At 70.1% G+C, this 22,851-nt stretch carries 21 protein-coding genes and 3 pseudogenes; 10 read left to right on the top strand and 14 right to left on the bottom strand.

What is annotated here, in order from left to right; translation table 11 throughout:
• Positions 1 to 393 precede the first annotated feature (393 nt).
• From KAE78_RS12440 to KAE78_RS12425, 4 genes are all read left to right on the top strand, one after another.
• Complete coding sequence (locus KAE78_RS12440) at positions 394 to 744, top strand: MBL fold metallo-hydrolase (protein ID WP_262927662.1); 351 nt, start codon at positions 394 to 396, stop codon at positions 742 to 744.
• Between the two features lie 130 nt (positions 745 to 874).
• Positions 875 to 2,470, top strand: coding sequence for an isocitrate lyase (locus KAE78_RS12435; protein WP_223171054.1), 1,596 nt, complete (start codon positions 875 to 877; stop codon positions 2,468 to 2,470).
• A gap of 274 nt (positions 2,471 to 2,744) precedes the next feature.
• A complete protein-coding gene (locus KAE78_RS12430; protein ID WP_223171053.1) occupies positions 2,745 to 2,933 on the top strand; it encodes a hypothetical protein in 189 nt (62 codons plus the stop codon).
• A gap of 44 nt (positions 2,934 to 2,977) precedes the next feature.
• Positions 2,978 to 4,198, top strand: coding sequence for an HNH endonuclease signature motif containing protein (locus KAE78_RS12425; RefSeq protein WP_223171052.1), 1,221 nt, complete (start codon positions 2,978 to 2,980; stop codon positions 4,196 to 4,198).
• Between the two features lie 131 nt (positions 4,199 to 4,329).
• Here the strand turns inward: KAE78_RS12425 and KAE78_RS12420 are convergent.
• Positions 4,330 to 4,820: pseudogene (locus KAE78_RS12420) on the bottom strand (GNAT family N-acetyltransferase).
• Positions 4,821 to 5,094: 274 nt separating this feature from the next.
• On the opposite strand from KAE78_RS12420, the gene KAE78_RS12415 reads away from it, so the two are divergent.
• Complete coding sequence (locus tag KAE78_RS12415; protein WP_223171051.1) at positions 5,095 to 5,379, top strand: hypothetical protein; 285 nt, start codon at positions 5,095 to 5,097, stop codon at positions 5,377 to 5,379.
• A 46-nt stretch (positions 5,380 to 5,425) separates the two neighbouring features.
• Here the strand turns inward: KAE78_RS12415 and KAE78_RS12410 are convergent, their stop codons facing one another.
• From KAE78_RS12410 to KAE78_RS12395, 5 genes and pseudogenes are all read right to left on the bottom strand, one after another.
• The gene (locus KAE78_RS12410; protein ID WP_262927865.1) at positions 5,426 to 7,531 is read right to left on the bottom strand and encodes a S8 family serine peptidase; all 2,106 of its coding nucleotides are present in this window, start codon (positions 7,529 to 7,531) and stop codon (positions 5,426 to 5,428) included.
• Positions 7,532 to 7,650: 119 nt separating this feature from the next.
• Positions 7,651 to 8,199 (bottom strand): annotated as a pseudogene (locus tag KAE78_RS17900) (S8 family serine peptidase); the annotation flags it as partial.
• Positions 8,200 to 8,702: 503 nt separating this feature from the next.
• The gene (locus KAE78_RS12405) at positions 8,703 to 9,035 is read right to left on the bottom strand and encodes a nuclear transport factor 2 family protein (RefSeq protein WP_223171050.1); all 333 of its coding nucleotides are present in this window, start codon (positions 9,033 to 9,035) and stop codon (positions 8,703 to 8,705) included.
• Between the two features lie 154 nt (positions 9,036 to 9,189).
• Positions 9,190 to 9,978, bottom strand: a complete 789-nt coding sequence (locus KAE78_RS12400) for a hypothetical protein (protein ID WP_223171049.1) — start codon at positions 9,976 to 9,978, stop codon at positions 9,190 to 9,192.
• Positions 9,978 to 10,610, bottom strand: a complete 633-nt coding sequence (locus KAE78_RS12395; RefSeq protein WP_223171048.1) for a phosphotransferase family protein — start codon at positions 10,608 to 10,610, stop codon at positions 9,978 to 9,980. Before KAE78_RS12395 ends, KAE78_RS12400 begins: the two co-directional genes overlap by 1 nt.
• A 17-nt stretch (positions 10,611 to 10,627) precedes the next feature.
• Between KAE78_RS12395 and KAE78_RS12390 the strand changes: the two genes are divergently transcribed.
• Positions 10,628 to 10,885 carry a hypothetical protein gene (locus KAE78_RS12390; protein WP_223171047.1) on the top strand — a complete coding sequence of 86 codons (258 nt, stop codon included), beginning with the start codon at positions 10,628 to 10,630 and terminating at the stop codon, positions 10,883 to 10,885.
• On the opposite strand, the gene KAE78_RS12385 is transcribed toward KAE78_RS12390, so the two are convergent.
• Both KAE78_RS12385 and ispG read right to left on the bottom strand, forming a co-directional pair.
• Entirely contained in the window at positions 10,828 to 11,211 is a 384-nt protein-coding gene (locus KAE78_RS12385; RefSeq protein ID WP_223172491.1) for a VOC family protein, read from the bottom strand. The genes KAE78_RS12390 and KAE78_RS12385 overlap by 58 nt on opposite strands.
• Complete coding sequence (gene ispG / locus KAE78_RS12380; RefSeq protein WP_223171046.1) at positions 11,211 to 12,362, bottom strand: flavodoxin-dependent (E)-4-hydroxy-3-methylbut-2-enyl-diphosphate synthase; 1,152 nt, start codon at positions 12,360 to 12,362, stop codon at positions 11,211 to 11,213. Before ispG ends, KAE78_RS12385 begins: the two co-directional genes overlap by 1 nt.
• Before the next feature lie 175 nt (positions 12,363 to 12,537).
• On the opposite strand from ispG, the pseudogene KAE78_RS12375 reads away from it, so the two are divergent.
• Positions 12,538 to 14,442: pseudogene (locus tag KAE78_RS12375) on the top strand (anthranilate synthase family protein).
• Positions 14,443 to 14,675: 233 nt separating this feature from the next.
• Here the strand turns inward: KAE78_RS12375 and KAE78_RS12370 are convergent.
• The 5 genes from KAE78_RS12370 to KAE78_RS12350 form a co-directional block, all read right to left on the bottom strand.
• Entirely contained in the window at positions 14,676 to 14,969 is a 294-nt protein-coding gene (locus KAE78_RS12370) for a hypothetical protein (protein WP_223171045.1), read from the bottom strand.
• Positions 14,912 to 15,922, bottom strand: coding sequence for an RNA polymerase sigma factor (locus tag KAE78_RS12365; RefSeq protein ID WP_223172490.1), 1,011 nt, complete (start codon positions 15,920 to 15,922; stop codon positions 14,912 to 14,914). The genes KAE78_RS12370 and KAE78_RS12365 overlap by 58 nt, the downstream gene beginning before the upstream one ends.
• Positions 15,922 to 16,125 (bottom strand): YciI family protein, encoded by a 204-nt coding sequence (locus KAE78_RS12360; protein WP_411155944.1) that lies wholly within the window; start codon positions 16,123 to 16,125, stop codon positions 15,922 to 15,924. The genes KAE78_RS12365 and KAE78_RS12360 overlap by 1 nt, the downstream gene beginning before the upstream one ends.
• Positions 16,126 to 16,380: 255 nt before the next feature.
• A complete protein-coding gene (locus KAE78_RS12355; RefSeq protein WP_223171044.1) occupies positions 16,381 to 16,716 on the bottom strand; it encodes a YciI family protein in 336 nt (111 codons plus the stop codon).
• Between the two features lie 129 nt (positions 16,717 to 16,845).
• Positions 16,846 to 18,159 (bottom strand): M50 family metallopeptidase, encoded by a 1,314-nt coding sequence (locus tag KAE78_RS12350; RefSeq protein WP_223171043.1) that lies wholly within the window; start codon positions 18,157 to 18,159, stop codon positions 16,846 to 16,848.
• A 230-nt stretch (positions 18,160 to 18,389) separates the two neighbouring features.
• On the opposite strand from KAE78_RS12350, the gene KAE78_RS12345 reads away from it, so the two are divergent.
• The 3 genes from KAE78_RS12345 to KAE78_RS12335 all read left to right on the top strand — a co-directional run bounded on the left by KAE78_RS12345 (position 18,390) and on the right by KAE78_RS12335 (position 21,834).
• On the top strand, positions 18,390 to 18,986 hold the full coding sequence (locus tag KAE78_RS12345) for a hypothetical protein (RefSeq protein WP_223171042.1): 597 nt from the start codon (positions 18,390 to 18,392) through the stop codon (positions 18,984 to 18,986).
• 218 nt (positions 18,987 to 19,204) lie between these two features.
• Positions 19,205 to 19,882, top strand: a complete 678-nt coding sequence (locus KAE78_RS12340; RefSeq protein WP_223171041.1) for a YcnI family protein — start codon at positions 19,205 to 19,207, stop codon at positions 19,880 to 19,882.
• A gap of 239 nt (positions 19,883 to 20,121) precedes the next feature.
• The gene (locus tag KAE78_RS12335) at positions 20,122 to 21,834 is read left to right on the top strand and encodes a Mur ligase family protein (RefSeq protein WP_223171040.1); all 1,713 of its coding nucleotides are present in this window, start codon (positions 20,122 to 20,124) and stop codon (positions 21,832 to 21,834) included.
• Here KAE78_RS12335 and dxr read toward each other — a convergent pair.
• Positions 21,752 to 22,843 carry a 1-deoxy-D-xylulose-5-phosphate reductoisomerase gene (dxr, locus tag KAE78_RS12330; protein ID WP_223171039.1) on the bottom strand — a complete coding sequence of 364 codons (1,092 nt, stop codon included), beginning with the start codon at positions 22,841 to 22,843 and terminating at the stop codon, positions 21,752 to 21,754. The two genes, KAE78_RS12335 and dxr, sit on opposite strands and share 83 nt — an antisense overlap.
• Positions 22,844 to 22,851 lie beyond the last annotated feature (8 nt).

Here is a 22,851-nt window from a genome sequence, read left to right as displayed (position 1 = left end):
GCAGGAGATCGCACCGGGCGTGCATGTCGCCACGAGCCGGGTGATGCACACGACATCGACCGTGCTCGCGGCATCCGATCAGGCATTCCTCGTCGACCCGGGTTGGGTGCCCGCGGAGCTCGACGGACTCGCGGCATGGCTGGACGCGCGCGGGCTCGACGTGATGGGCGGATTCGCCACGCACGCGCACCACGATCATCTGCTGTGGCATTCGAGGTTCGGTGACGTGCCGCGGTGGGCATCTGCGCAGACGGCGTCACTGGCTGAGACCGAGCGGGAGTCGCTCGTGGCTTCGCTGGGCGAGGGGTGGCCGGAGGAGCTCGTGGAGCTGATGGGGCGGGTCCGGGGCGTGTCGGGGCCGATGCCACTGCCGCCCGGGTCGAGGTCGAGCCCGTGGTGCACGACGGTCATGCGCCCGGCCATGCGGCGCTGTGGCTGCCTCGGCAGCGCGTGCTCCTCGCGGGCGACATGCTCAGCGACATCGAGCTGCCGCTGCCGTTCTGGCCGGACGATCTTCCTGCGTACATCGCCGCCCTCGACGCGCTTGCGCCGTATGCGGCGAAGGCCGCCGTCGTCGTGCCCGGACACGGGACGATCGGAACGGATGCCGCAGCCCGCCTCGACGCCGATCGACGCTACATCGACGAGGTGGTGCGCACAGGAGAGTCGGACGATCCGCGCCGCGCGAACCCGGGGATGGACGAAGAATACGCGCACCTTCAGCGACTGGTGCGGGGTCTCTGAGCGTTCCATCCGGCGATAGTTCTTCCTCTTCGCAGAAATTTCCATAATCTTCCCATTGAAAGCGGTCGGAATACGCGTCTTTCTTGGCACAAGGTGGAAACAAGCCCACCACCACCGCAAAGGAAGCGAAATGACTGCGTACGAAGACGACATCGAAGCCATCCGGGCGCTCAAGGAGCAGCACGGCTCCTCCTGGGATGCGATCAACCCCGAGTACGTCGCCCGAATGCGGGCGCAGAACCGTTTCAAGACGGGACTCGAGATCGCCCAGTACACGGCCGACATCATGCGCCGCGACATGACCGAGTACGACGCCGACTCCTCGTTGTACACCCAGTCGCTCGGCGTCTGGCACGGGTTCATCGGGCAGCAGAAGCTCATCTCGATCAAGAAGCACCTCAAGACCACGAACAAGCGCTACCTGTACCTCTCGGGCTGGATGGTCGCGGCGCTCCGCTCCGAGTTCGGCCCGCTGCCCGACCAGTCGATGCATGAGAAGACCTCCGTGCCGGCGCTCATCGAGGAGCTGTACACGTTCCTCCGCCAGGCCGACGCCCGCGAGCTCGACCTCCTCTTCACACAGCTCGACGAGGCGCGCGTCGCCGGCGACGAGACCGCGGTCGACTTCATCCAGTCACAGATCGACACCTACGAGACCCACGTCGTGCCGATCATCGCCGACATCGACGCCGGTTTCGGCAACCCCGAGGCGACGTACCTGCTGGCCAAGAAGATGATCGAGGCCGGCGCCTGCGCCATCCAGATCGAGAACCAGGTCTCCGACGAGAAGCAGTGCGGCCACCAGGACGGCAAGGTCACGGTTCCGCACGAGGACTTCATCGCCAAGCTCAATGCGGTCCGCTACGCCTTCCTCGAGCTCGGCATCGAGAACGGCGTGATCGTCGCCCGCACCGACTCGCTCGGCGCCGGACTCACGCAGAAGCTCGCGGTCACGAACGCCCCCGGCGACCTCGGCGACCAGTACAACTCCTTCCTCGACGTCGAGGAGATCTCGGAGAGCGCGCTGGGCAACGGCGACGTCGTCATCAAGCGCGACGGAGCGCTCCTGCGTCCGAAGCGCCTGGCGAGCAACCTGTACCAGTTCCGCGCCGGGACCGGCGAGGACCGCGTCGTGCTCGACTGCATCACCTCGCTGCGCAACGGTGCCGATCTGCTGTGGATCGAGACCGAGAAGCCCCACGTCGAGCAGATCGCGGGCATGGTCGACCGCATCCGCGAGGAGATCCCGAACGCCAAGCTCGTCTACAACAACAGCCCCTCGTTCAACTGGACGCTCAACTTCCGCCAGCAGGCCTACGACCTGCTCGTGGAGCAAGGCAAGGACGTCTCGGCCTACGACCGCGACAACCTGATGAGCGTCGAGTACGACGACAGCGAGCTCGCACAGCTGGCCGACGAGAAGATCCGCACCTTCCAGCGCGACGGCTCGGCGCGCGCCGGGATCTTCCACCACCTCATCACGCTGCCGACCTACCACACGGCCGCCCTGTCGACCGACAACCTCGCGAAGGGCTACTTCGGCGACGAGGGCATGCTCGCCTACGTGAAGGGCGTGCAGCGCCGCGAGATCCGTGAGGGGATCGCCACCGTCAAGCACCAGAACATGGCCGGCTCCGACATCGGCGACAACCACAAGGAGTACTTCGCCGGCGACGCCGCCCTCAAGGCCGGCGGCAAGGACAACACGATGAACCAGTTCGGCTGAGTTCCGTCTCTGCAGAAGGGGACTCCGGCTTCGGCCGGGGTCCCCTTTCTTGGGCTGCAGTATTCGTGTCCCGGATGGCAGGATGACGGGTGTGAGCCCAATAGGCCTCGCAGCACAGTTATCGTTTCGTGATGCTCTGCGGGTGATCTCTGCTCGCTTCTCTCTTCGAATGTCGGTGGTCGATGAGAATCCTGAGTATGGCAACTTTCACCGAGGTTCTGGGGCTCCTCCCACACTGCGCGCGCAGCTCGGTGATGCGGGGACGACAGACGATGTGCGGGCGACGCTGGGTGCGATGTCGGATGCCGAGGTCTTCGCCGTGCTGACAGAAGTCACCGAGACCGCCCTGGCCGTCGAGCGGCTGCGGCTGCTCGCCTCGGGAGTCGTGGCCGCACGATCCACGAAAGAGACCGGGCATGCCGGGCTGGCGCAGGCGAGGGGCACCGCACCGCGGTCTCCCTGATACAGGATGTCACCGGCGGCAGCCGCGCTGAGGCGGAACGAACAGTGCGTGTGGGCGAGGCGCTCCTGGCCGATGCGGCGCCGCAGGCGGATGCTCTGGCCGGAGAGGCAGCTACCGCGGCACCCCCGTCCACGCCCTGGCACGCACCGCTCGGGCGCGCGGTGCTGGAGGGCGCGCTCACCTCCGCGCAGCACGACGCGATCCGCAGGGGCCTCGGGGAACCGCCGGAGCAGCCGGGTGACGGCGAGCAGGGTGCCGATGCCGCAGATGTTCGAGACGGCGGGCCCGATCGTGACAGTGAGAACGCCGCGGTGCGCGAGATGTGGACGCTCGCTGCCGAGCAGCTGCTGACCGAGGCACCGCATCGCACGGTCGAGGAGCTGCGCGCCGCCGCTAAGGCGGTGCGCGATCGACTCGACCCGAAGGGCGCCGAAGAACGCTTTCGGAAACAGCTCGCACGGCGCTCGTTCCGGGTGTGGACCGACCGCGAAGGCGTGCACCACGGCCATTTCGTCTTCGATGACGAGGCGATGCTGTGGGTCCGCACCCTCATCGACAGCGCACTGCGACCGCGGCGCGGCGGCCCTCGTTTCGTCGACTCCGCTGAAGCCGCCCGCGCGCAGGACCTGGTCGACGACCCGCGTACGAACGACCAGCTCACCTACGATCTGATGATCGATGTCCTCCGCGCCGGAACCCTGGCCGAGTCCGAGAACGTGTTCGGAACCCGGCAGGCGGGCGTGCGAATCGTACGCGTGGTCGACACCGATGAAGACGGCAACGATCAGCCCGCACCCACGGCGCACAGCGAAGACGGCATCATCAGCCTTCCCGGAGCCGTCGCAGAACGGCACATCTGCAACAGCGGCACGACCACGGTCACCGTCGATGCCTTCGGCAATCCACTCGACGTGGGCCGGGAACAGCGCCTGTTCACCCCCAGACAGCGCATCGCGCTGGCGATCCGCGACGGCGGATGCAGGTGGAAGGGCTGCGACCGGCCCGCCTCCTACTGCGAGGCGCATCACATAGATCCGTACTCGGAAGGCGGGCGCACCGACATCGATCGCGGCATCCTGTTGTGCCGCTTTCACCATATGCAGCTTCATCACGGCGGGTGGCGGATCACCCGCGACGGCAAAGGCGACTTCATCCTCCAGCACCCGGACGGCAGCGGAACAGTGCTGCACCCCCAACTCGCGCTCGGCTACGCCTGGGCGGGAATCGACCCGCCTCCCAGACGCTTCCGCCCCGCGGCGGCGTAGAGCCCACGAGGAGGTGAGGCGCGCCCCGAGATTGAGGCGCGCCCCGAGGATGAGGCGGAGCCCGGGGATGAGTCCGCCTCGGCAGTACACGCGGGGCGTCATTTGCAACGACGCCGGCAGGCCCGGCAGCATCACCGCAGGCGCTTGACCATCGTCTCGCGGATGATGCCGGCGCTCGTCACCGCGAACCCTTCGCTGCGATACAGGGTGGCGGCGAAGTTGCCGCGCTCGACGCTCAGACTCAGTCGCGCATGGCCCTCGGCGCGCGCCAGCTCGCACAATCGACGCAAGAGATCACGACCGACGCCGTGCGCCCGCCAGATCGGACGAACCCCGATGATCAGCTCGGGAACGCCCACGCCGGTGAATCCGAAACCCGGATCACTGCGCGGCAGCATCCGATACCACGCCGCACCGATCGACTCGCCGGCGCCATCGACCGCGACCAGTCCCGCATCCCCGGGGCGCATCCACCCGCGATGTAGCGGCGATGCTCGACGCTCGTGAGCACTTCGTGACGCAGACGCACCGTGCCGCGCCAATTGGCCGCCTCGACGAGCATGTCGCCGAGGAAAGCACCGTCGGTCTGAACCGCCGGACGCACCGTGAAGCTCGCCAGCATGACCCGAGAGTAGCGGCGGCGCGTTACAACGACATTTCCGCGGCGCGACGACCCGGTCGGCCGTACGGCGGGATCGCGAGCGAGCCTCACTCCCCGCCCGCTCGCAGGTATCGGCCATAGCCTGGGAGCAACCCAAGGAGGTGCCCGCAATGCGAATCCGGTATCTGATCCCGCCGATGCTGCTTGCGCTCACCGTGACCGGCTGCGCGATGGGAGACCCCGTGTCCGATCCCCCACGTCACGTCCACCGTTCCAGACGACGACGCCTGGCCCGGTGAGCCCATCGGCGGAACCGAGCGGAACACCCACCGATGTCCCCCCGGCACGCTGGGCGGCGATCGAGTCCGACCTGGCCGGCCGCGGCGTCACGGCGCCCCCCGAGCTCGTCACGGCGGAGCGGGTCACGTTCTCAGACGGCTCCCTCGGCTGCCCGCAACCCGGCCAGTCCTACACGCAAGCCCTCGTCGACGGGATGCGCGTCATCGTGACCGCCGACGGCAAGCACTACGACTACCGCTTCGGCCGGGGCGACACCCCGACCCTCTGCGTCACGCCCTGAGGGCGACGATGGGGCGGATGCACGCATCCGCCCCATCGCATGAGGTCTACTTGACCTTGATCAGCAGCGCCTCTCCGGCACCGGATTGGTTGTCGAGGACGACCACCATCGTGCCGAGCGGCTTCTGCGCCTCGACACCCGCGGCGTCCACGTCGACGGTGAACTTCGCGGTCCCGCGCTTCTTCACCGTGACGTACTGGCCGTTGCTCAGCGCCGGCGCCGTCGGGTCGTAGGTCGCCCAGGCGTCGACGACGTCCTCACCGCCGTTGCGGCCATAGGTCTCGACCGTGTAGTCGAACTCCCCCTCGAGTCCGAGACTGCTCGCGTAGACCGGCATCAGCAGAGTGCTGCTGTCGGTGGGCGCCTGGGTCAGGAACCCACTCGCGTACAGTGCACCCGTGTGCGCATCGGCGAGGAACGTCTCCGGGAGTCCGTCCGCGAAGCCGGTGCGCACCGCCCCCGAATCGTAGGAGAACACGTACCAATCGGGTTCGCCGTCCTGGTCGACGTCGATGACGGCGTTGTACTCGTTGGACGCCGCGTTCGACCACCGCTTGTGGGTGTTGATCGCGAACACGAGCAGCGTGTCGTCGCCGACGGCGAACGACTGCACGCCCGCGGCGCGCACATCGTAACCGTCGTCGGGCAGCTCTCGCGTGGCGTCCTTCGGGTCGCTGAGCCCCCACTGGAACACATCGGCATCCGCGTCGATCGCACCGAGCAGATTGTTCAGCGTGATCGACTTCTTCGCGTCCCCGACATTCTGACTCTTCGTGAAGAGCGCGGAGGTGCTCGTCGAGACCACGCTGTTCGAGCGCGGAACCAACAGGTACGGCACCCGCAGCACCGAGTCGGCCGAGGTGAAGGTCACGTTCCCCGAGATCTCGTGGAACCCGAACGTGCCGTGTCCCAGCGACGAGGGAACGTCCTTGGCCGCCGCGGTGAGTGTCAGGAGCACCGTGGCCGAGCGCCCGGCGCCGACGGTCAGCGACTTCGACGAGACGTTGACCTTCGCCTTCGCGGACTCGGCCGTGGGCGTCGTCGACACCCGGTAGGTGACCGACTTCGGACCGTCGTTGTGGATCGTGACGGCCTTGACCCCGGCGTAGCCGAGCAGCGATTCCTGGAATCCGAAGCTCAGCGCCGCCTCGCGCGCCCATCCGCTCTCGACACGGAACGCATCGCCGAGCGCCGTCACCTGCGTGGTCACGGCCCGGGTCGCGTCGACCAGACCGACACCTCCCGTGACCAGGTCCTGTCCCACGACCTTGTCGGGGTCGGCCGTCGACACGATGGAGGCCGCGATCCGCGGGACCGACCAGGTCGGGTGCGCCTGCACCGACAGCGCCGCGACGCCCGCGACGTGCGGGGCCGCCATCGACGTTCCCGACGAGATCGCGACGCCGCTGCCCGTACCGACGGCCGCGGATGCGATCGACACACCCGGAGCCGCCACGTTCGGGCTCAGCGCGCCGTCCCCGCTGCGGGGGCCGGCCGAGGTGAACCCGGCGTACGCGCCGAAGTTCGGGTTGGTGATCTCCATGGGCTCCACCGTCGCCACCGCGTCTGCGGTGAAGGCGGATGCCGCCGAGGAACGCACGCCGAGGAACGGGATCGTGACGTCGAACTCCTCGCCGGTGTCGGGGTTCGAGAAGATCGGGCCCTCGTAGGGAGGGAGCGAGTCGTCGCTGTTGATCTGAAGGACCGCCGCGGCGCCGGCCTTCTCGCCTTCGATCGCCTTCGCGACACGGGCGCACTCGCCGCGCTCGACGACGGCGAGCTGGCCGCCATCGGGCACGACGCCCGCCGCGACGAAGTCGGATTCACGGCATCCGAGCGCTTCATTGCCCGGAGTCGCCGGATCGTCCACGAGCCTGACCACGGCGAGCTCGCCGAGATCCGAGACATCGGCTCCGTTCGCGTTGATCGCCTCGATCGCCTCGCCGTCGACCGTGACGGTCGCACCGGGGAACGACGACCATCCGTCCGTCGCGGCCACGGAGATCACGCCTTCGCCCGAGCCCGGCGAGCCCGTGAGGTAGGGGTTGTGACCCGAGTTGCCCGCCGAGGCGACGACGACGACGCCCGCCCCCACCGCATTGGCGGCGGCGACCGCGCTCGGATCGTCGCCGCGTCCGTAGGAGGAGCCCAGCGAGAGGTTGATGACGTCCAGACCGTTGGCGACGGCCCAGTCGATGGCGGGACGGTGACATCGGTGGAACCGGTGCAGCCGAAGACGCGGATCGCGTAGAGGTCGACCTGAGGGGCCACGCCGGGGCCGACCCGGAACTCGCGGCCGGCCGTCGACTCGTCGTAGGGGCCGGTGTAGGTCGTGCCGTCAGGGTTCACGCCGCTGCCGCCCGCAGTGCCCGCGACATGCGAGCCATGGCCCTGGCAGTCCAACGGGTTGTCGTCGGGCACGGGAATGCGGCGTTCGGGGTCGCTCGAGCTCGCATCGTAGGCGTCGCCGACGAGGTCGATGCCGCCCTTGACGCGCGGGGCGTCAGGACCGAACAGCGCCGGGTCGGCGGGCAGTGTGGAGTTCGCCGCCGCCTCTTCGAAGGCCGCGACCGTGCCGGGCCCTCCGAAGGTCGCATGGGTGTAGTCGATGCCGGTGTCGATGATGCCGACCTTGATCGCCTCGCCCGTGTATCCCGTGTTCTCCCACAGGGCAGGGATGTCCAGCGACGGCACCGACACCGCGTTGTCGAGCGAGTACGTCCGCACGGGATGGATGGCGACGACGCCGGGAAGGTCGGCGACGGCGTCGAGCTCGGCGGCCGGGATCGCCGCCTGCACACCGTTGTAGGCCGAGTGCATTTGAGCGCTCACCTCGCCGCCGGCATCGACGATCGCGTCGACCACGACCTCCTGGGCGTCCTCGAGGGAGTCGGCGATGTCTTCTCGCTCGCTCGTGCTGAGCTCGCGACCCTCTTCCGCCTCCACGACGGCGACCGGGTCGCCCTCCAGCTCGACGATCACGGTCACTCGGCCGTCGGCGCCGATGGCGCTCGGGGTGAAGTCGCTGTCGATGGCGCCGGCCCCGTCGGATGAGGGGAACCGGGAGGAGGGATCCTCCTCCCCGGCAGCCATCGCGGCTCCCGCGGGAAGCGTGAGCGCGATCGCGCCCGCTATGGCCAGTATTCGTCGATGCATCAGTGAACCGCCTCTCGTCAGGGGTGTCTTCACCGTCCGCTCATGACAGACGGCGCTCAGAACGCTAACCCTCTGTCGAGTCGGACGGGAAGAGGCCTCCGAGCAGGCGGGATGGGACGTACGTCCAAGAAGAGAGGGGACGTACGACCAATGCACCCGACGGCGCGTCAGCCGTGCGGCGGGATCGTGAAGCTCGCGAGCCGGTCGCCGTCGACGACGAGGATCCCGTCGGACTCCCCGGTGAAGCGCCTGCTCACCCACCCGAAGCGGATGCGGGTCGTGTCGCCCTCGGTGGAGGCGGACAGCACTGTCATCTGCGCGCCCATGCCGATCGCATCGCTTCCCGCCCAGCTGCGCACACCCTCCGGTCCGCTCAGCACCCGGCCCCAGTCGTCCACGAAGCCGTCCGCGGTGAATGCGGCGACGAACGCCTCGGTATCCGCATCGTTGATCGCGTCCACGAGCGCCTGCACCGGCGCCGGAAGGGTCACTTCAGCCATGTCTTCCCCCATGTCTCCCCGGCGCTCCTGCGGCGCCTCGCTCGACACTCTACGCCGCCCGGTCCCCCTTGTCGCGGAGACGCCTGATCCTATGTGCGCGCGGGGTGCACCGTCGTCGTCATCACGAGCGTCTGCGGGTCCGGCATCTCCAGGGTCACCGTGATCGCCGAGAACGCGGCGAGCGCGTCCACGTGCGTCCCTCCGCAGGGGAAGACCGCCTCGCCCTTGGGCAGCGCACACCGCCAGCGCCGCCGATCGGTGATCCGCGGACCGTCTGTCTCGACGCCGCTCGCGCCGCCCGCGGTGATCCACGAGGCCAGCTGCGCGTCGACACGCGCCTGACGCTCCCCAGCGATGCGGCGAGCCCTTCGGTGTCGAAGCCCGCCTTGCGCAGGCTCTTGCCGAGCCGGTACTCGTCGACCGCACCGTCCTCGTGGATGAAGCTCGTCTGATTGGCGCGCCCCTCGAAGTCGGGGGCGCCGAGTGGATCCGTGCCCGGGTCCTTCCGCCACAGATCCGCGAGCGCCGCATCCAGCGCGAGCGAGGCGAGATGGCACGCCGTGTGACCACGACTCAGCGCCGCCCGCCGTTCCGCGTCGACGGCGAGCTCGACATCCGTGCCGGGCGCGAGCCAGTGCGCTCCGGCATCCGACACCCTGTGCCCCACGAGCCACGTCCAGCCCTCGGCGCCGCGTTTGACGGGGATCGCCGCACCGACGGCGAACTCTCCGTCGTCGCTCACCGCGGCCATCACTGCCTCGACGACCGCGACCCGCTCCTCACCGTGCACGAGGAAGCCGGAGTCGCCGGGCTGATCGGGCCAGGTGTGGTCGACGGGGTGGAAGGGCGTCCGGTCCACGACCACGATGTCGCCCTCGACACGCATCACCGTGCCCACACCGGCCACCGCACCCTGCGGGAAGGTCACCATCGTCTCAGTCATCACAGCTCCTCCAGAATCTCTGCGATCATCCGATGCCCCTGCGCCTCGAAGTTGGCATCGCCCACCTGGAACGCCCAGACGGCGGTGCCGATCGCCTCACGGAGACGCACGAGGAGCCAATGCTCCGGATGCCGCGGATCACCACCGTACCCGTCCAGGAACGCCTCCTCGCACACCGGGCTCTCCCGCCACTCCTGCGCGGCGAGCCAGGCGAGGTCGGTCGCCGCCGCCCGGAACGCGAACCGGCCGAAGTCGATCACCCGCACCTCGTCGCCGTCGACGAGCCAGTTGCGCGGCTGCCAGTCGCCGTGGGTCGGCACGAGCGGCGGGTCGCCGGGGTCGAGGGCGTCCAGCGCCTCCCGCAGCCGCGCCTCGACGTCTCCGGCGATCCGGTGCTCGGCATCGAGCCACTCGCGGGTGCGCCGGGTGATCCTCTCCTCCGCCTCGCGTCCGCCCGCACGCGACGCCTGACTGTGGAAGAGGCGCAGCAGCTCCCCGCTCGGCGGTGCACCGCGGGGTCGGTCGCAGCGGGCGCCCGATAGGCGAGCGTTCCCGGCAGGTAGGAGAGCACGGCGATCCTCTCGGCGCGATCGGCGTGCAGCAGCGTCGGCGCGGAATCCGTGCGCGTCCACACCGAGGTGAAGCCCTCATGCGCGTCGAGCTCCCGGTCCAGGTGGTGGTTGTCGGGGCCTCCGGCCTTGACGATCGCGCGGCGCCGCCCATCCGAGATCTCGAGCACGACCGTGTCGACGAGTCCCCAGCTGTGATCGGCAAGAGCCCGGGCGTGCGGCATCCATCCGCGCAGGAGCCGGCGTTGGCTCCCGCTGAGCCTGCGGAGGGGGTCTTCGGTCACGCCGCGACGATCTCCGCCTTGAACCCGGCCGAGTTCTCCAGCCATCCCGCGTAGTGGTCCGGGCCGCCGGCGTGCGGGTACCGCTCCTGGTACAGCGGGGTCCAGCCATGCCCGGGCGCTGCGGTCATGATCGCATCGACCGCAGAGCGCTCGCCGGCGCCGAAGGCGAGATGGTTCAGCCCCGGCATCCGACGGTCGTGCGCGTCACCGTGCAGGTTCGGAGAGGTCGTCAGGGTGATGTAGGTCGCACCGGACGTCCACGTCGATCCCTCGTCCCACGAGCCGTCGTGCTCCCAGCCGAGCCGCTCGAGCAGCCATCCCCACTCGGCGCGCGCGGCATCCAGATCCGCGACCCACAGCTCGACGTGGTGCAGCACGATTACGCGGTGATGACCTGCGCCGTGCCGACGGGCGCGTCCGCCCCCATCTCGGCGGCGATGCGATTGGCCTCTTCGATGAGGGTCTGCACGATCTCGGCCTCGGGCACGGTCTTGATGACCTCGCCCTTGACGAAGATCTGCCCCTTGCCGTTGCCGCTGGCCACGCCCAGATCGGCCTCGCGGGCCTCGCCCGGACCGTTGACGACACAGCCCATGACGGCCACGCGCAGCGGCACGGTCATGTCCTTCAGCCCTTCGGTCACGCTGTCGGCGAGCGAGTAGACGTCGACCTGCGCCCGCCCGCACGAGGGGCAGGAGACGATCTCGAGCTTGCGTTCGCGCAGGTTCAGCGACTGCAGGATCTGGTGGCCGACCTTGACCTCTTCGGCCGGCGGTGCCGACAGCGACACACGGATCGTGTCGCCGATGCCCTCGGCGAGCAGGATGCCGAACGCCGTCGCCGACTTGATCGTGCCCTGGAACGCCGGACCGGCCTCGGTCACGCCCAGGTGCAGCGGCCAGTCGCCGCGCTCGGCGAGCAGCCGGTAGGCCTTGACCATGACGATCGGGTCGTTGTGCTTGACCGAGATCTTGAAGTCGTGGAAATCGTGCTCCTCGAACAGCGACGCCTCCCAGACGGCGCTCTCCATGAGCGCCTCTGGCGTCGCCTTGCCGTACTTCTCCAGCAGGCGCCTGTCGAGGGAGCCGGCGTTCACGCCGATGCGCAGCGAGACACCGGCATCCTTCGCCGCCTTCGCGATCGCACCGACCTGGTCGTCGAACTTGCGGATGTTGCCCGGGTTCACCCGCACCGCGGCGCAGCCGGCGTCGATCGCCTGGAAGACGTACTTCGGCTGGAAGTGGATGTCGGCGATGACCGGGATCTGCGACTTCTTCGCGATGATGTGCAGCACATCGGCGTCGTCCTGCGAGGGGACGGCGACGCGCACGATCTCGCATCCGGATGCCGTGAGCTCGGCGATCTGCTGCAGAGTGCCGTTGATGTCGGTCGTCTTGGTCGTGGTCATCGACTGCACGCTCACGGGGGCGTTGCCGCCGACGAGGACCTTTCCGACGCGGATCTGCCGGGACTTGCGTCGCGGAGCGAGGACTTCGGGAACCTTGGGCATCCCCAGATTGACTGCTGGCACCCCACCAGCCTACGACGCGCCGGGTGAACACGCGCTGTGTGATAGTTTCGGCTCATGCACGCGAACTCCACCTGGTGGCCCGCTTCCTAGGCGGTGTGTTCGCGTTCCCACGAAACCAGACCGCCCGCATCGGCGGTCTTTCTTGGTTGAGCCGCCCGAATCCCAGGAGTGATCGATGACCGATCCCGCCGCCCTGCTCGCCCAGCTCGCCGCCGATCCGGCCGCCTCCTTCGTGCTCATCGCGCGCGACGGCGCGGAGACCGTCGAGGTGCTCACGGGCGAGGTCCGCGATGTGGACCTGCTCGCCGACATCCCGCTGCACTCGTCGACGGGCGCGGGGACCGGCACGGAGGCGCGCGAGGTGTTCGCGATGGTCCCTTACCGGCAGGTGCGCGAGCGCGGCTTCGTCGCGCAGGACGACGGGGCGCCGCTGCGCTGCCTGCTCGTCGACGAGCACCGGCACTTCCCCCGCGAAGCGGCACTGGCCGCCCTCCCCAGGTCGCCGTGCCGTTGTCGGATGCCGGATTCGACCTCGCCGACGAGGAATATGCCGAGATCGTCGAGCGGGTCATCGCCGACGAGATCGGCCGCGGCGAGGGAGCGAACTTCGTCATCCGCCGCGACTTCACCGCCCGCATAGACGCCGACGAGCGACAGGCGGCCCTCACCTGGTTCCGGGCGCTGCTCGCCCACGAGCGGGGCGCGTACTGGACCTTCGCCGTCGTCACCCCCGGTGTGATCGCCGTCGGTGCGAGCCCTGAGGCGCACGTCGTCGCCCGGGGCGGCGTCGTCACCATGAACCCGATCTCGGGCACGTTCCGGCATCCGGCGGGCGGGGCGACGAAGGAATCGCTCATCGAGTTCCTCACCTCCACCAAGGAGACCGAGGAGCTGTTCATGGTCGTCGACGAAGAGCTGAAGATGATGAGCGCCGTCTGCTCCGACGGCGGCCGGATCACCGGCCCCCACCTCAAGCAGATGTCGCGCCTGACGCACACCGAGTACATGCTGCGCGGGCGCAGCACGATGGACCCCGCGACATCCTGCGCGAGACGATGTTCGCGCCCACCGTGACCGGGTCGCCCATGCAGAACGCCTGCACGGTCATCCGACGCCATGAGCGTGAACCCCGCGGCTACTACTCGGGCGTCGCTGCGCTGTTCACCCCGAACGATGCCGGCTCGCACGATCTGGACGCGCCGATCCTCATCCGCACCGTGTACCTCGATGAGCAGACCCTGCGCGTCCCGGTCGGGGCGACGCTCGTGCGACACTCCGACCCGCACGGCGAGGTCGGCGAGACACATGGCAAGGCGGCCGGCGTGCTGGGGGCGATCGGGGCGATCCCGCGCGATACCGTCGCCGAAGCCCGCGAGGACGCCGACGCCCCGGGCGAGCACACGGACCTCGCCGCGGACCCCGACGTCGCCGCCCTTCTCGCCTCCCGCAACTCGCGCCTCGCGGACTTCTGGCTGCAGCCGCAGCAGGACCACACCGGCGACGCCTTCGCCGGCCGCTCGGCCCTCCTGGTCGACGCCGAGGACCGTTTCACCACAATGCTCGCGCACCAGCTGCGCCATCTGGGCCTCTCGGTCGAGATCGTGAACTGGGACGAGGTGTCGGATGCCGCCGTCGACTCCGCCGATCTCCTCGTCGCCGGCCCGGGCCCCGGTGATCCGCGTGACGCCGCCCTCCCCGCATCGCCCGCATGCGCGAGATCGTCGCCCGCCGCCGTGGCTCCGGCGCACCGCTGCTGGCCGTGTGCCTGAGTCACCAGATCCTCAGCGACGGCTTCGGCATCGCCCTCGAGCCGCTCGCGGCGCCTCATCAGGGCCTGCAGAAGAGCGTGCCCGTCTTCGGCGAAGACGCCTCGATCGGCTTCTACAACACCTTCACGGCGCGCGTCGCCCCCGGGACGACACAGGTCGGCGCGGCCGAGGTGTCAGCGGATGCCGCCAGCGGCGATGTCTACGCGCTGCGCGGCGAAGGCTTCGCCTCCGTGCAGGGGCACCTGGAGTCGATCCTCTCGCGCGACGGCATGACGACGCTGGAGCGGCTGGTGGCTCACGCGCTGAGCTGAAGGGCTGGACTGGTTGTGGTCGGGCTCCGGGGGTCTGCGGGAGCGAGCGGAGGGTCCCTCCCACGCTTCGCGTGGGCCCTCCCGAGGCTCGCTCCCGCAGACCCCCTGTACCCTCGCATGCCACTTGATCGCGATCGACGCCAGGGCGTTTCGTCTCGCTGCGCTCGCTCAACGACCGGGAGGGGCTGATCGCCCGCAGCCTGCCCGTCGCGAAGTCACCGGGGTCGCCTCGCTCAACGACCGGGGGCGTCCAACCGCGCGGCCAGCAGACGCCGCTCGGCCTCGTTCGCCGCGAGCGCATGGGCACGGCGGTCGGCGCCGCGCGCGGCATCCGGCTTCCCGAGCCGCCGCAGCAGATCCGCCCGCAGCGCCCACCAGAGGTGGTACTCTTCGAAGCGCCCCGCGAGGGCGTCGACCTCGATGAGCGCCGGTTCGGCCCCGGCCACCTCGGCGAGCGCGACCGCGCGGTTCAACCGCACGAACGGCGAGGAGTCGTAGCGCAGCAGCAGATCGTAGAGGGCGAGCACCTGGGCCAGTCGGTGTCGGCCGCCTCGGCCGCATCCGAGTGGCACGCCGCGATCGCGGCCTGCAGCTGCCATCGCCCCGGCCGCCGCAGCGCCGCCGCGCGCTCCAGCGAGGAGTGGGCGGCGGCGATCAGCGATCGATCCCACAGCCGTCGATCCTGCTGCGGCAGCGGCACGAACTCGCCGCCCTGCGACCGCGCACGGTCCCGCGCCCGATGGAACAGCAGCAGCGCCCGCAAGCCGTGCGCCTCGGCCTCGCCCGGGAGCTCCTCGGCCACGACCGAGGCGAGCCAGAGCGCGTCCTCGGCGAGATCGCGATCGGCCCGCGCGTCGGCGCCGGGACGATGATGGGCGGTGTCGTACATCACGGAGATCACCGTGAGCACGAGATCCAGGCGTGATGCGCGCTCCGCGCCCTCCGGGATCCGCAGTCGGATGCCGGAGGCCGCCATCTTCCGTTTGGCCCGGCTGATCCGCTGTCCGACCGTCGCCGCCGGCTCCTGCGTCGCCTGAGCGATCTGCGCCGTGGTCACGCCGAGCACCGCGCGCAGCGTCAGGGCGAGCTTCGCCTCCGGCGAGAGCGCCGGGTGGCAGCATCCGAACAGCAGCGGAAGCCTGTCGTCCGCCTCCCCGCCCTGCCCGGCGGGCGGCACGGCGTCGGGCATCGGCGCGAGGAGCGGGAGCCGGTCGCGATGGAGCTTCGCGCGCCGCATCCGATCGAGGGCGTTGCGGCGTGCGGCGATCGTGAGCCATGCGGCGGCGCCTGGCGGCACCCCCGCCCGCCGCCACGCGCCCAGCGCCTCCTCGACCGCCTCGGCGACGGCCTCCTCTGCCACGTCGATGCTGCCGAAGAAGCGCGCGAGCGCCCCGACGATCCGCCCCGCCTCGGCACGGACCGTCTCCGCGAGCACCGCATCCGATGCCCCCGCACGGTCGTTCGCGGCATCCGATCGCATCACTGCCCGAAGAGCTCCTCATCGTCGTACATCGGCCGGATCTCGACGGAGTTGCCGGGAAGCTCCAGCGACGGCCAGGTCTTCGCGAGCGCGATGGCGGCGTCCAGGTCCGGCACGTCGACGATCGAGAAGCCGCCGATCACCTCCTTGGCCTCCGAGAAGGGGCCGTCGACGACGACCGGGCCCTCCCCGCCCGCGCGCACGGTCGTCGCGGTCTCCACTCCGTGCAGCGCCGCGCCGCCGTCGAGGACGACCGCGGCGTTCTCCTCGAACCAGGAGAAGATCCGCTGCAGATCGGCCTCCTGCCGCTCGGCGGGACCGCGGCATCCCGCTCGGGATCCGATGTGAACATGAGTACGTACTTCATGGGTCTTCCTTCCGTCTGCGTGTCGCGAGGCCGATTCGACCGTCGCATGGAGTCAGCGAACGGGCAAGGCCGTTTTCGACACTTTCGGGGATCACTCTTCGAACTGGCTGTAGTCGGTCACCATCGGCCGCACTTCGACCGACGTGCCCGGCAGGACGAGCATCGGCCACGTGCGGGCGAGCGCGAGCGCGGCATCCCGATCCGGCACATCGACCACGGCGAATCCGCCCACCGCCTCCCGCGCCTCGGTGAACGGCCCGTCGACGATCACCGGCCCGCCCGCGCGATGGCGCACGGTGCTGGCCGTCTCGACCGACTGGAGCTCGGCGCCCGCTTCCGCGAAGACCGCCGCGTTCTGCTGGAACCATTCGTAGACCTGCGCATAGATCTCTTGCGCGCGCTCCGGCGGCACCGCCGCATCGTGCACAGGGTGGACGTGAACATCAGCACGTACTTCATGGGTCTCCTCCGTCGGCGTATCGCACGGCCGATTCGACCGTCGCATGGCGTCAGCGAACGGGCAAGCCCGTTTTCGACATCCGTGCGGCGACGGCAGCTACCCCAGCAGGTTGACGGGATTGACGAGATCGGCGATGAGCAGGAGCGCGCCCATGCCGATCAGCAGCGCCGCCACGACGATCGTGACGGGCACGAGCCGCGTCGCATCCACGGGCGCGGGCGGCGGACGGCGCCAGAGCTTCGCCCAGGCGCGGCGCAGCCCGTCCCAGAGCGCGACGACGACGTGTCCGCCGTCCAGCGGCAGGAGCGGAATGAGGTTGAAGACGAACAGGGCGATATTCAGCGACCCCGTCAGGCTCAGCAGCGTCCACACGCGGTTGAGCACGGGCGCATCGGTGGCGGCAACCTCGCCGGCCAGGCGCCCGACTCCCACGACGCTGAGCGGCCCGTTCGGGTCGCGCTCACCGCCCGTGAAGGTCGAGACCGCGACATCCCAGAGACGTGCGGGCAGGTGGACGATGATCCCGGCGACGGCCTGCGTGTTCTCCCAGGTGAACTCCGCGCCGGCGCCGATCGGCTGAGGCACGAAGCTCACCTGTGCGCCCATGCCCACGTAGCCGACCTCGGTCGTCACCGGGGCGCCGTCCTCATCGACGACGGGCTGCCCACGCTCGTCGAACACGGCACGCTCGGCGAGCACCGGCGTCAGCGTGAGCGCCACCTCGGCACCGTCGCGCTCGACGACGACGGGAAGCGACTCCCCCGGCGAGGCCTGGACGATCGCCGCGGCATCCGCGAAGGTCTCCACGTCCTGCCCGTCGACCGACAGCAGCACATCGCCCGGGAGGAGCCCGGCCTCGGCCGCCGGCGCCGCCGGATCCTCCGGCCCGCACTCGGTCTGGGTCGAGCCGGCAGGCAGCACGCATTCCGACACCGTCGCGATGGTCGTCGTGCCCTGCTGCACGCCGATCCCCGAGAAGACGATCGTGAAGACCAGGAGCGCCAGGAGCAGGTTCATGAACGGGCCGCCGAGCATCACGATCACCCGCTTCCACACCGGCAGCCGGTAGAAGACACCCGTCTCGGCATCCGCCACGATCGTCTCGTCGTTGGCGTCGCGCGCCTCCTGCACGAGCGTGCGGAACATTCCGCCGGCGGGCTTGGTCGCCCCCGAGTGCGGGTACATGCCCGCCATCGAGATGTAGCCGCCCAGCGGCAGCGCCTTGACGCCGTACTCGGTCCCGCCCCGGCGCGTCGACCACAGGGTCTTGCCGAAGCCGACCATGTACTGGCTCACTCGCACGCCGAAGAGCTTCGCCGGCACGAGGTGCCCGATCTCGTGCAGGGCGATCGAGATCGTCAGGGCCAGCACCATGAAGAGGATGCCGCCCAGATACAGCAGGATGTCCACCTGCCCACCGTAGTGGGCGCGTCGTGGAATCCGCTGAGCGGCGTGCGGTGGCGGGTGCGGCCGGATAGGCGGGTGTCCTCGGCTCCGGAGCGGATGACGGATGTCAGGCCGACACGCCGTGCTCCGGTGCGCGGGCAGTGGGCCGAGGAGGAATTCCTCCGGAGTCGGACACGCCCGGCGCCTCCGATCTCGGGTCCAGCGGGCCGATGGCGTTCCTCTAGGCTGACGGTGTGACCGCCCGCCAGCTCCGCCTGCTGCGTGCGACGTCCGCCTCCTGGCTCGCCACGCTCCTCGCGGCGATGTCGCACACGCTCGGTGGCGGGGCGCCGCCGCATCCGCTGCTCGTCATCACCCTCGCCGTGTTCCTGACGCCGGTCGCAGCACTGCTGGTCGGGCCGACGCCGCACCGCGTGCGGGTCGCCCTCAGCGTCCTCGTCAGCCAGGGCGTGTTCCACGCCCTGTTCCACGCGCTCGGAACGACCGCCGGCGGAGCGACGGCCGGGCACGCGCACCACGTCGACCCGGTCGCGCTCGGCCCGGTCACGCAAGGGGCGGCGACCGGCCCCGCGATGCTCGCCGCGCACGCGGCCGCCGCGCTCCTGACGACGCTGCTGCTCTGGCACGGCGAACAGCTCCTTCTCGCCGTCGTCCGCTGGGTCCGCGCCGCCCTGCGCCCGCTGCCCGCGGTGCCCGCTCCCGCGCATCTCACTCCCGCCGGGTTCATCGATCGGATGCCGGTCCTGCGCGCCGCCGCGCTCGGCCCGGTCTCACGGCGTGGGCCTCCCGCGATCCCGGGCGGCCCACGGGCCGTCACGCTCGCCGTCTGAGCGCTTCGCCGCGCGCCGACAACTCCGGAAGAACCCCGTTCGTCCGACTGTCGGTGCGCGGAAACACGGGCGCGGCTCCCTCACGAAGAGCGATTCTTCCGGAGTTGTCGTCCGCGCGCAGCGGCGCCTCCCGCGCGCAGCGCCGGATCGGCGCGCCCGTGGCCGTGCGCTCACGGCATCCCCTCGAGACATCCCATCGACCGTTCAGGAGAACACCCATGTCTACCTCTTCCACCCGCATCACCCGCATCGTCACCGGCGCCCTCCTCGGCACCGGCCTCGCCCTGGCCGCACCGCTCGCGGCGAGCGCCCACATCGGGGTCTCGCCCGAGGAGGCGTCCCGCGGAGCGTCGAGCGTGCTGACCTTCGCCTTCACGCACGGCTGCGACCACTCGCCGACCACCGGTCTGCGCTTCGAGATGCCCGAAGGGCTCGCCTCGGTGTCGCCGACGGCGGACGCGAACTGGGACATCGCGATCGAACGCGGCGACAACGGCCTCGTCTCCGTCGTGACCTACACCGCGCTCGCCCCGATCCCCGACGAACTGCGCGGCGCGGTCAGCATGGCGGTGCGCATCGCCGAGGACGCGCCCGACACCCTCGCCTTCCCCGTCGTGCAGACGTGCGCGGACGGCACCGCCGAGTGGACCGAGCTCGCCGCCGAGGGGCAGGACCCGCACGATCTCGATGCCCCCGCGCCGGTGCTCGCGGTGGCCGACGGCGGATCCGGGCACGCGGCTCACGGCGACCGAGGCAGCGCGCACGGCACCGGCGAACACGCGTCGGAATCGGATGCCGCGGCATCCGTCCTCCCCTGGATCCTCTCCGGCACGGCCCTCGCCGTGAGCCTGGCCGCGCTGGGCACCGCCCTGCGGGCGCGCCGCTCCCGAGTCTGAGCGCCCTCGCGCAGCAACCACCTTGCGTGTCTCAGTTGTTGCGGGTCGGCCAGCCCGCAACCCGCAACAACTGAGACCGCCGGCACGCGCAGGTCGCGGACGGGGCACGCCAGGGTGGCAACATCGACCACCGGCGGCGGATCGGAGCCCGCCGGAGCGCGGAGGCGGGCATGAGAGACTGGACGATGCGCTCGGGCACGTGATGTCGCCAGAGCCGGAGAAGTGGAGAGAATCACCCCATGAAGCAGAGCATCCCTCCCGTGCTGCGACCGGAGCACAACGCTCCCCGCACGCTGACCGAGCTCGCGGAACGTTTCGGCTTCGAGGTCCGCGGCGACATCGAAGGGATCGCGACCCGCGGCGTGACACACGCCTCGAGCGATATTCGCTCCGGCGAGGTGTTCGTGGCTCTTCCGGGAGCCCGCGTGCACGGAGCGACCTACGCCGCCGACGCGCGCGAGCGCGGTGCCGTGGCAGTCGTGACGGATGCCGCCGGTGCCGACATCGCCGCAGAGACCGGGCTGCCGGTCCTCGTCACCAATGACCCGCGCACGGTGCTCGCCGCCCTCGCCTCCTGGATCTACGGCAACGACGGCAACATGCCGTTCACCTTCGGCGTCACCGGCACGAACGGCAAGACCTCGACCGTGCACCTGCAGGATGCGCTCCTGCAGCAGCTCGGCATCCGATCCGGAATGTCGTCCACCGCGCACCGCCACATCGACGGCGAGGTGGTCATGGCAGGACTCACCACGCCCGAGGCGAGCGAGCTGCACGCGCTCTTCGCCTATATGCGGGAGAAGGGCGTCAGCCATCTCGCCCTCGAGGTCAGCGCGCAGGCGATCATCCGCAACCGTGTCGATGGCATCGAGTACGACGTGGCCGGATTCACCAATCTGCAGCGCGACCACATGAACGAGTTCGCCGACATGGACGACTACCTCGCCGGCAAGCTCCCCATGCTGCGCTCGGAGCGCTCGAAGCGCGCCGTCGTCTCCCTCGATACCGCCGCCGGGCGCACCGTCGTGGAGCAGGCCGACATCCCGGTCACCACCATCGCCACGGCCGAACTGGCCGAGGACGCCGCGCTCGCCGCGACCGCCGACTGGCAGGTCGAGGTGCTCGAGCACGGCCTGAACGCGACACGGATCCGCCTGAGCGGCCCGGCCGGCACGTTGGAGACGACGATCCCGACGACCGGGGCGCATATGGCCGCCAATGCCGGACTCGCCATCGTCATGCTCCTGGAAGGCGGCATCGCCTGGGACGACATCGTCGCCGTTCTCGAGCGCGACGGCGGCATCCGCACCGTCCTCCCCGGGCGCACCGAGCTCGTCACCACCGGTCGCGGCCCGCAGGTGTACCTCGACTTCGCCCACAACACCGAGAGCTTCGAGAAGACGACCCGATCGGTGCGGCAGCTGACCAAGGGGAAGCTCATCGTCCTCTTCGGCGTCCGCGGCTCGGGCGACCAGTCCAAGCGCCACGCCATGGGCAAGGCCGCCGTCGAGCACGCCGACATCGCGATCATCACCGACCACCACCTGCGGTGGGAGGAGTCCGAGCCCATCCGCGCGGCGCTCTACGCCGGCGCCGCCGAGAACCCGCCCCCGGCGGGCTCTACAATATCTCCCCGCCCGAGGATGCGGTCGTCAAGGCCGTCTCGCTCGCCGGCCCCGACGACGTCGTGCTGTGGATGGGCCCCGGCCACCAGGACTTCCGTGAGATCCAGGGCGTGCGCTACCCGTACAGCCCGCGTCAGCTCATGCTCGACGCACTGCGGGACGCCGGATGGGGCGACCCTTCGACGAGCTCAGGGACCGAGAGCGAGGGCTGAGCCGGACGACGTCCGCACGCGATGCCCGCGGGTCAGCCCTCCGCGGCGGCTCCCAGCAACTGCTGCGCGCGTGACCGCGCCCACGACTCGGCCTCGGCGAGGCTCTCCAGGGTGAGGGCGGGCGGCGCCTCGTGCGCCTCGACGACACGCTCGACGGTCTCGACGATGCCCGTGAAGGGGATGCGCCCCTCGTGGAAGGCGTCGACCGCCTCCTCGTTGGCGGCGTTGTAGACCGCGGGGAAGGTGCCTCCGGCGCGACCGACGCGCTTGGCCAGACGCACGGCGGGGAAGGCCTCGTCGTCGAGCGGCTCGAAGGTCCAGCTGGTGGCGGCGCTCCAGTCCAGGGGCGCGCCGACGCCCCCGATGCGGTGCGGCCAGTCGAGCCCGAGCGAGATCGGCAGCCGCATGTCGGGCGGCGAGGCCTGCGCGATCGTGGAGCCGTCGATGAACTCGACCATCGAGTGGACGATCGACTGCGGATGGACGACGACCTCGATGTCGTCGAGCTCGACGCCGAACAGCAGGTGCGCCTCGATGACCTCCAGCCCCTTGTTGACCATCGTGGCGGAGTTGGTCGTCACGACCCGCCCCATGTCCCACGTCGGATGCGCGAGGGCCTCTTCGGGGGTGACGGATGCCAGGCTCTCCTTCGAGCGGCCGCGGAACGGCCCGCCCGAGGCGGTGAGCACGAGCCGGCGCACCTCGGAGCGCTCCCCCGCGCGCAGCGCCTGGGCGATCGCGGAGTGCTCGGAGTCGACCGGGACGATCTGCCCGGGCTCCGCGGCAGCCGTCACGAGCGTGCCGCCGACGATGAGCGACTCTTTGTTGGCCAGGGCGAGCGTGCGCCCGGCCTGGAGTGCGGCGAGCGTGGGACCGAGCCCGATGGAGCCGGTGATGGCGTTCAGCACGACATCGGCCTCGACATCGCGCACGAGCTGTGCGGACTCCTCCGCGCCCAGCGCCGTGTGCTCGACCTGGAAGAGCTCGGCCTGCTCGGCCACGAGCTCGGCGTTCGAGCCTGCGGCAAGGCCGACCAGTTCGAAGCGCCGCGGATTGGCGCGGATCACCTCGAGCGCCTGGGTGCCGATGGAACCGGTGGAGCCGAGGACGATGACGCGACGCATACCGCCCA

The sequence above is a fragment of the Microbacterium sp. NIBRBAC000506063 genome (assembly GCF_017968845.1).
In the GTDB taxonomy this organism is placed as follows: Bacteria; Actinomycetota; Actinomycetes; order Actinomycetales; family Microbacteriaceae; genus Microbacterium.
This window is presented reverse-complemented; position numbering and strand designations above follow the sequence as displayed.

Excerpts from the sequence above, each read along its gene's own strand:
- KAE78_RS12340 (WP_223171041.1), top strand. The coding sequence starts at position 19,205 with ATGTCTACCTCTTCCACCCGCATCACCCGCATCGTCACCGGCGCCCTC.
- KAE78_RS12405 (WP_223171050.1), bottom strand. The coding sequence starts at position 9,035 with ATGGCTGAAGTGACCCTTCCGGCGCCGGTGCAGGCGCTCGTGGACGCG.
- KAE78_RS12400 (WP_223171049.1), bottom strand. The coding sequence starts at position 9,978 with ATGACTGAGACGATGGTGACCTTCCCGCAGGGTGCGGTGGCCGGTGTG.
- KAE78_RS12435 (WP_223171054.1), top strand. The coding sequence starts at position 875 with ATGACTGCGTACGAAGACGACATCGAAGCCATCCGGGCGCTCAAGGAG.
- KAE78_RS12335 (WP_223171040.1), top strand. The coding sequence starts at position 20,122 with ATGAAGCAGAGCATCCCTCCCGTGCTGCGACCGGAGCACAACGCTCCC.
- KAE78_RS12365 (WP_223172490.1), bottom strand. The coding sequence starts at position 15,922 with ATGCGATCGGATGCCGCGAACGACCGTGCGGGGGCATCGGATGCGGTG.
- dxr (WP_223171039.1), bottom strand. The coding sequence starts at position 22,843 with ATGCGTCGCGTCATCGTCCTCGGCTCCACCGGTTCCATCGGCACCCAG.
- KAE78_RS12390 (WP_223171047.1), top strand. The coding sequence starts at position 10,628 with ATGCGCGTCGAGCTCCCGGTCCAGGTGGTGGTTGTCGGGGCCTCCGGC.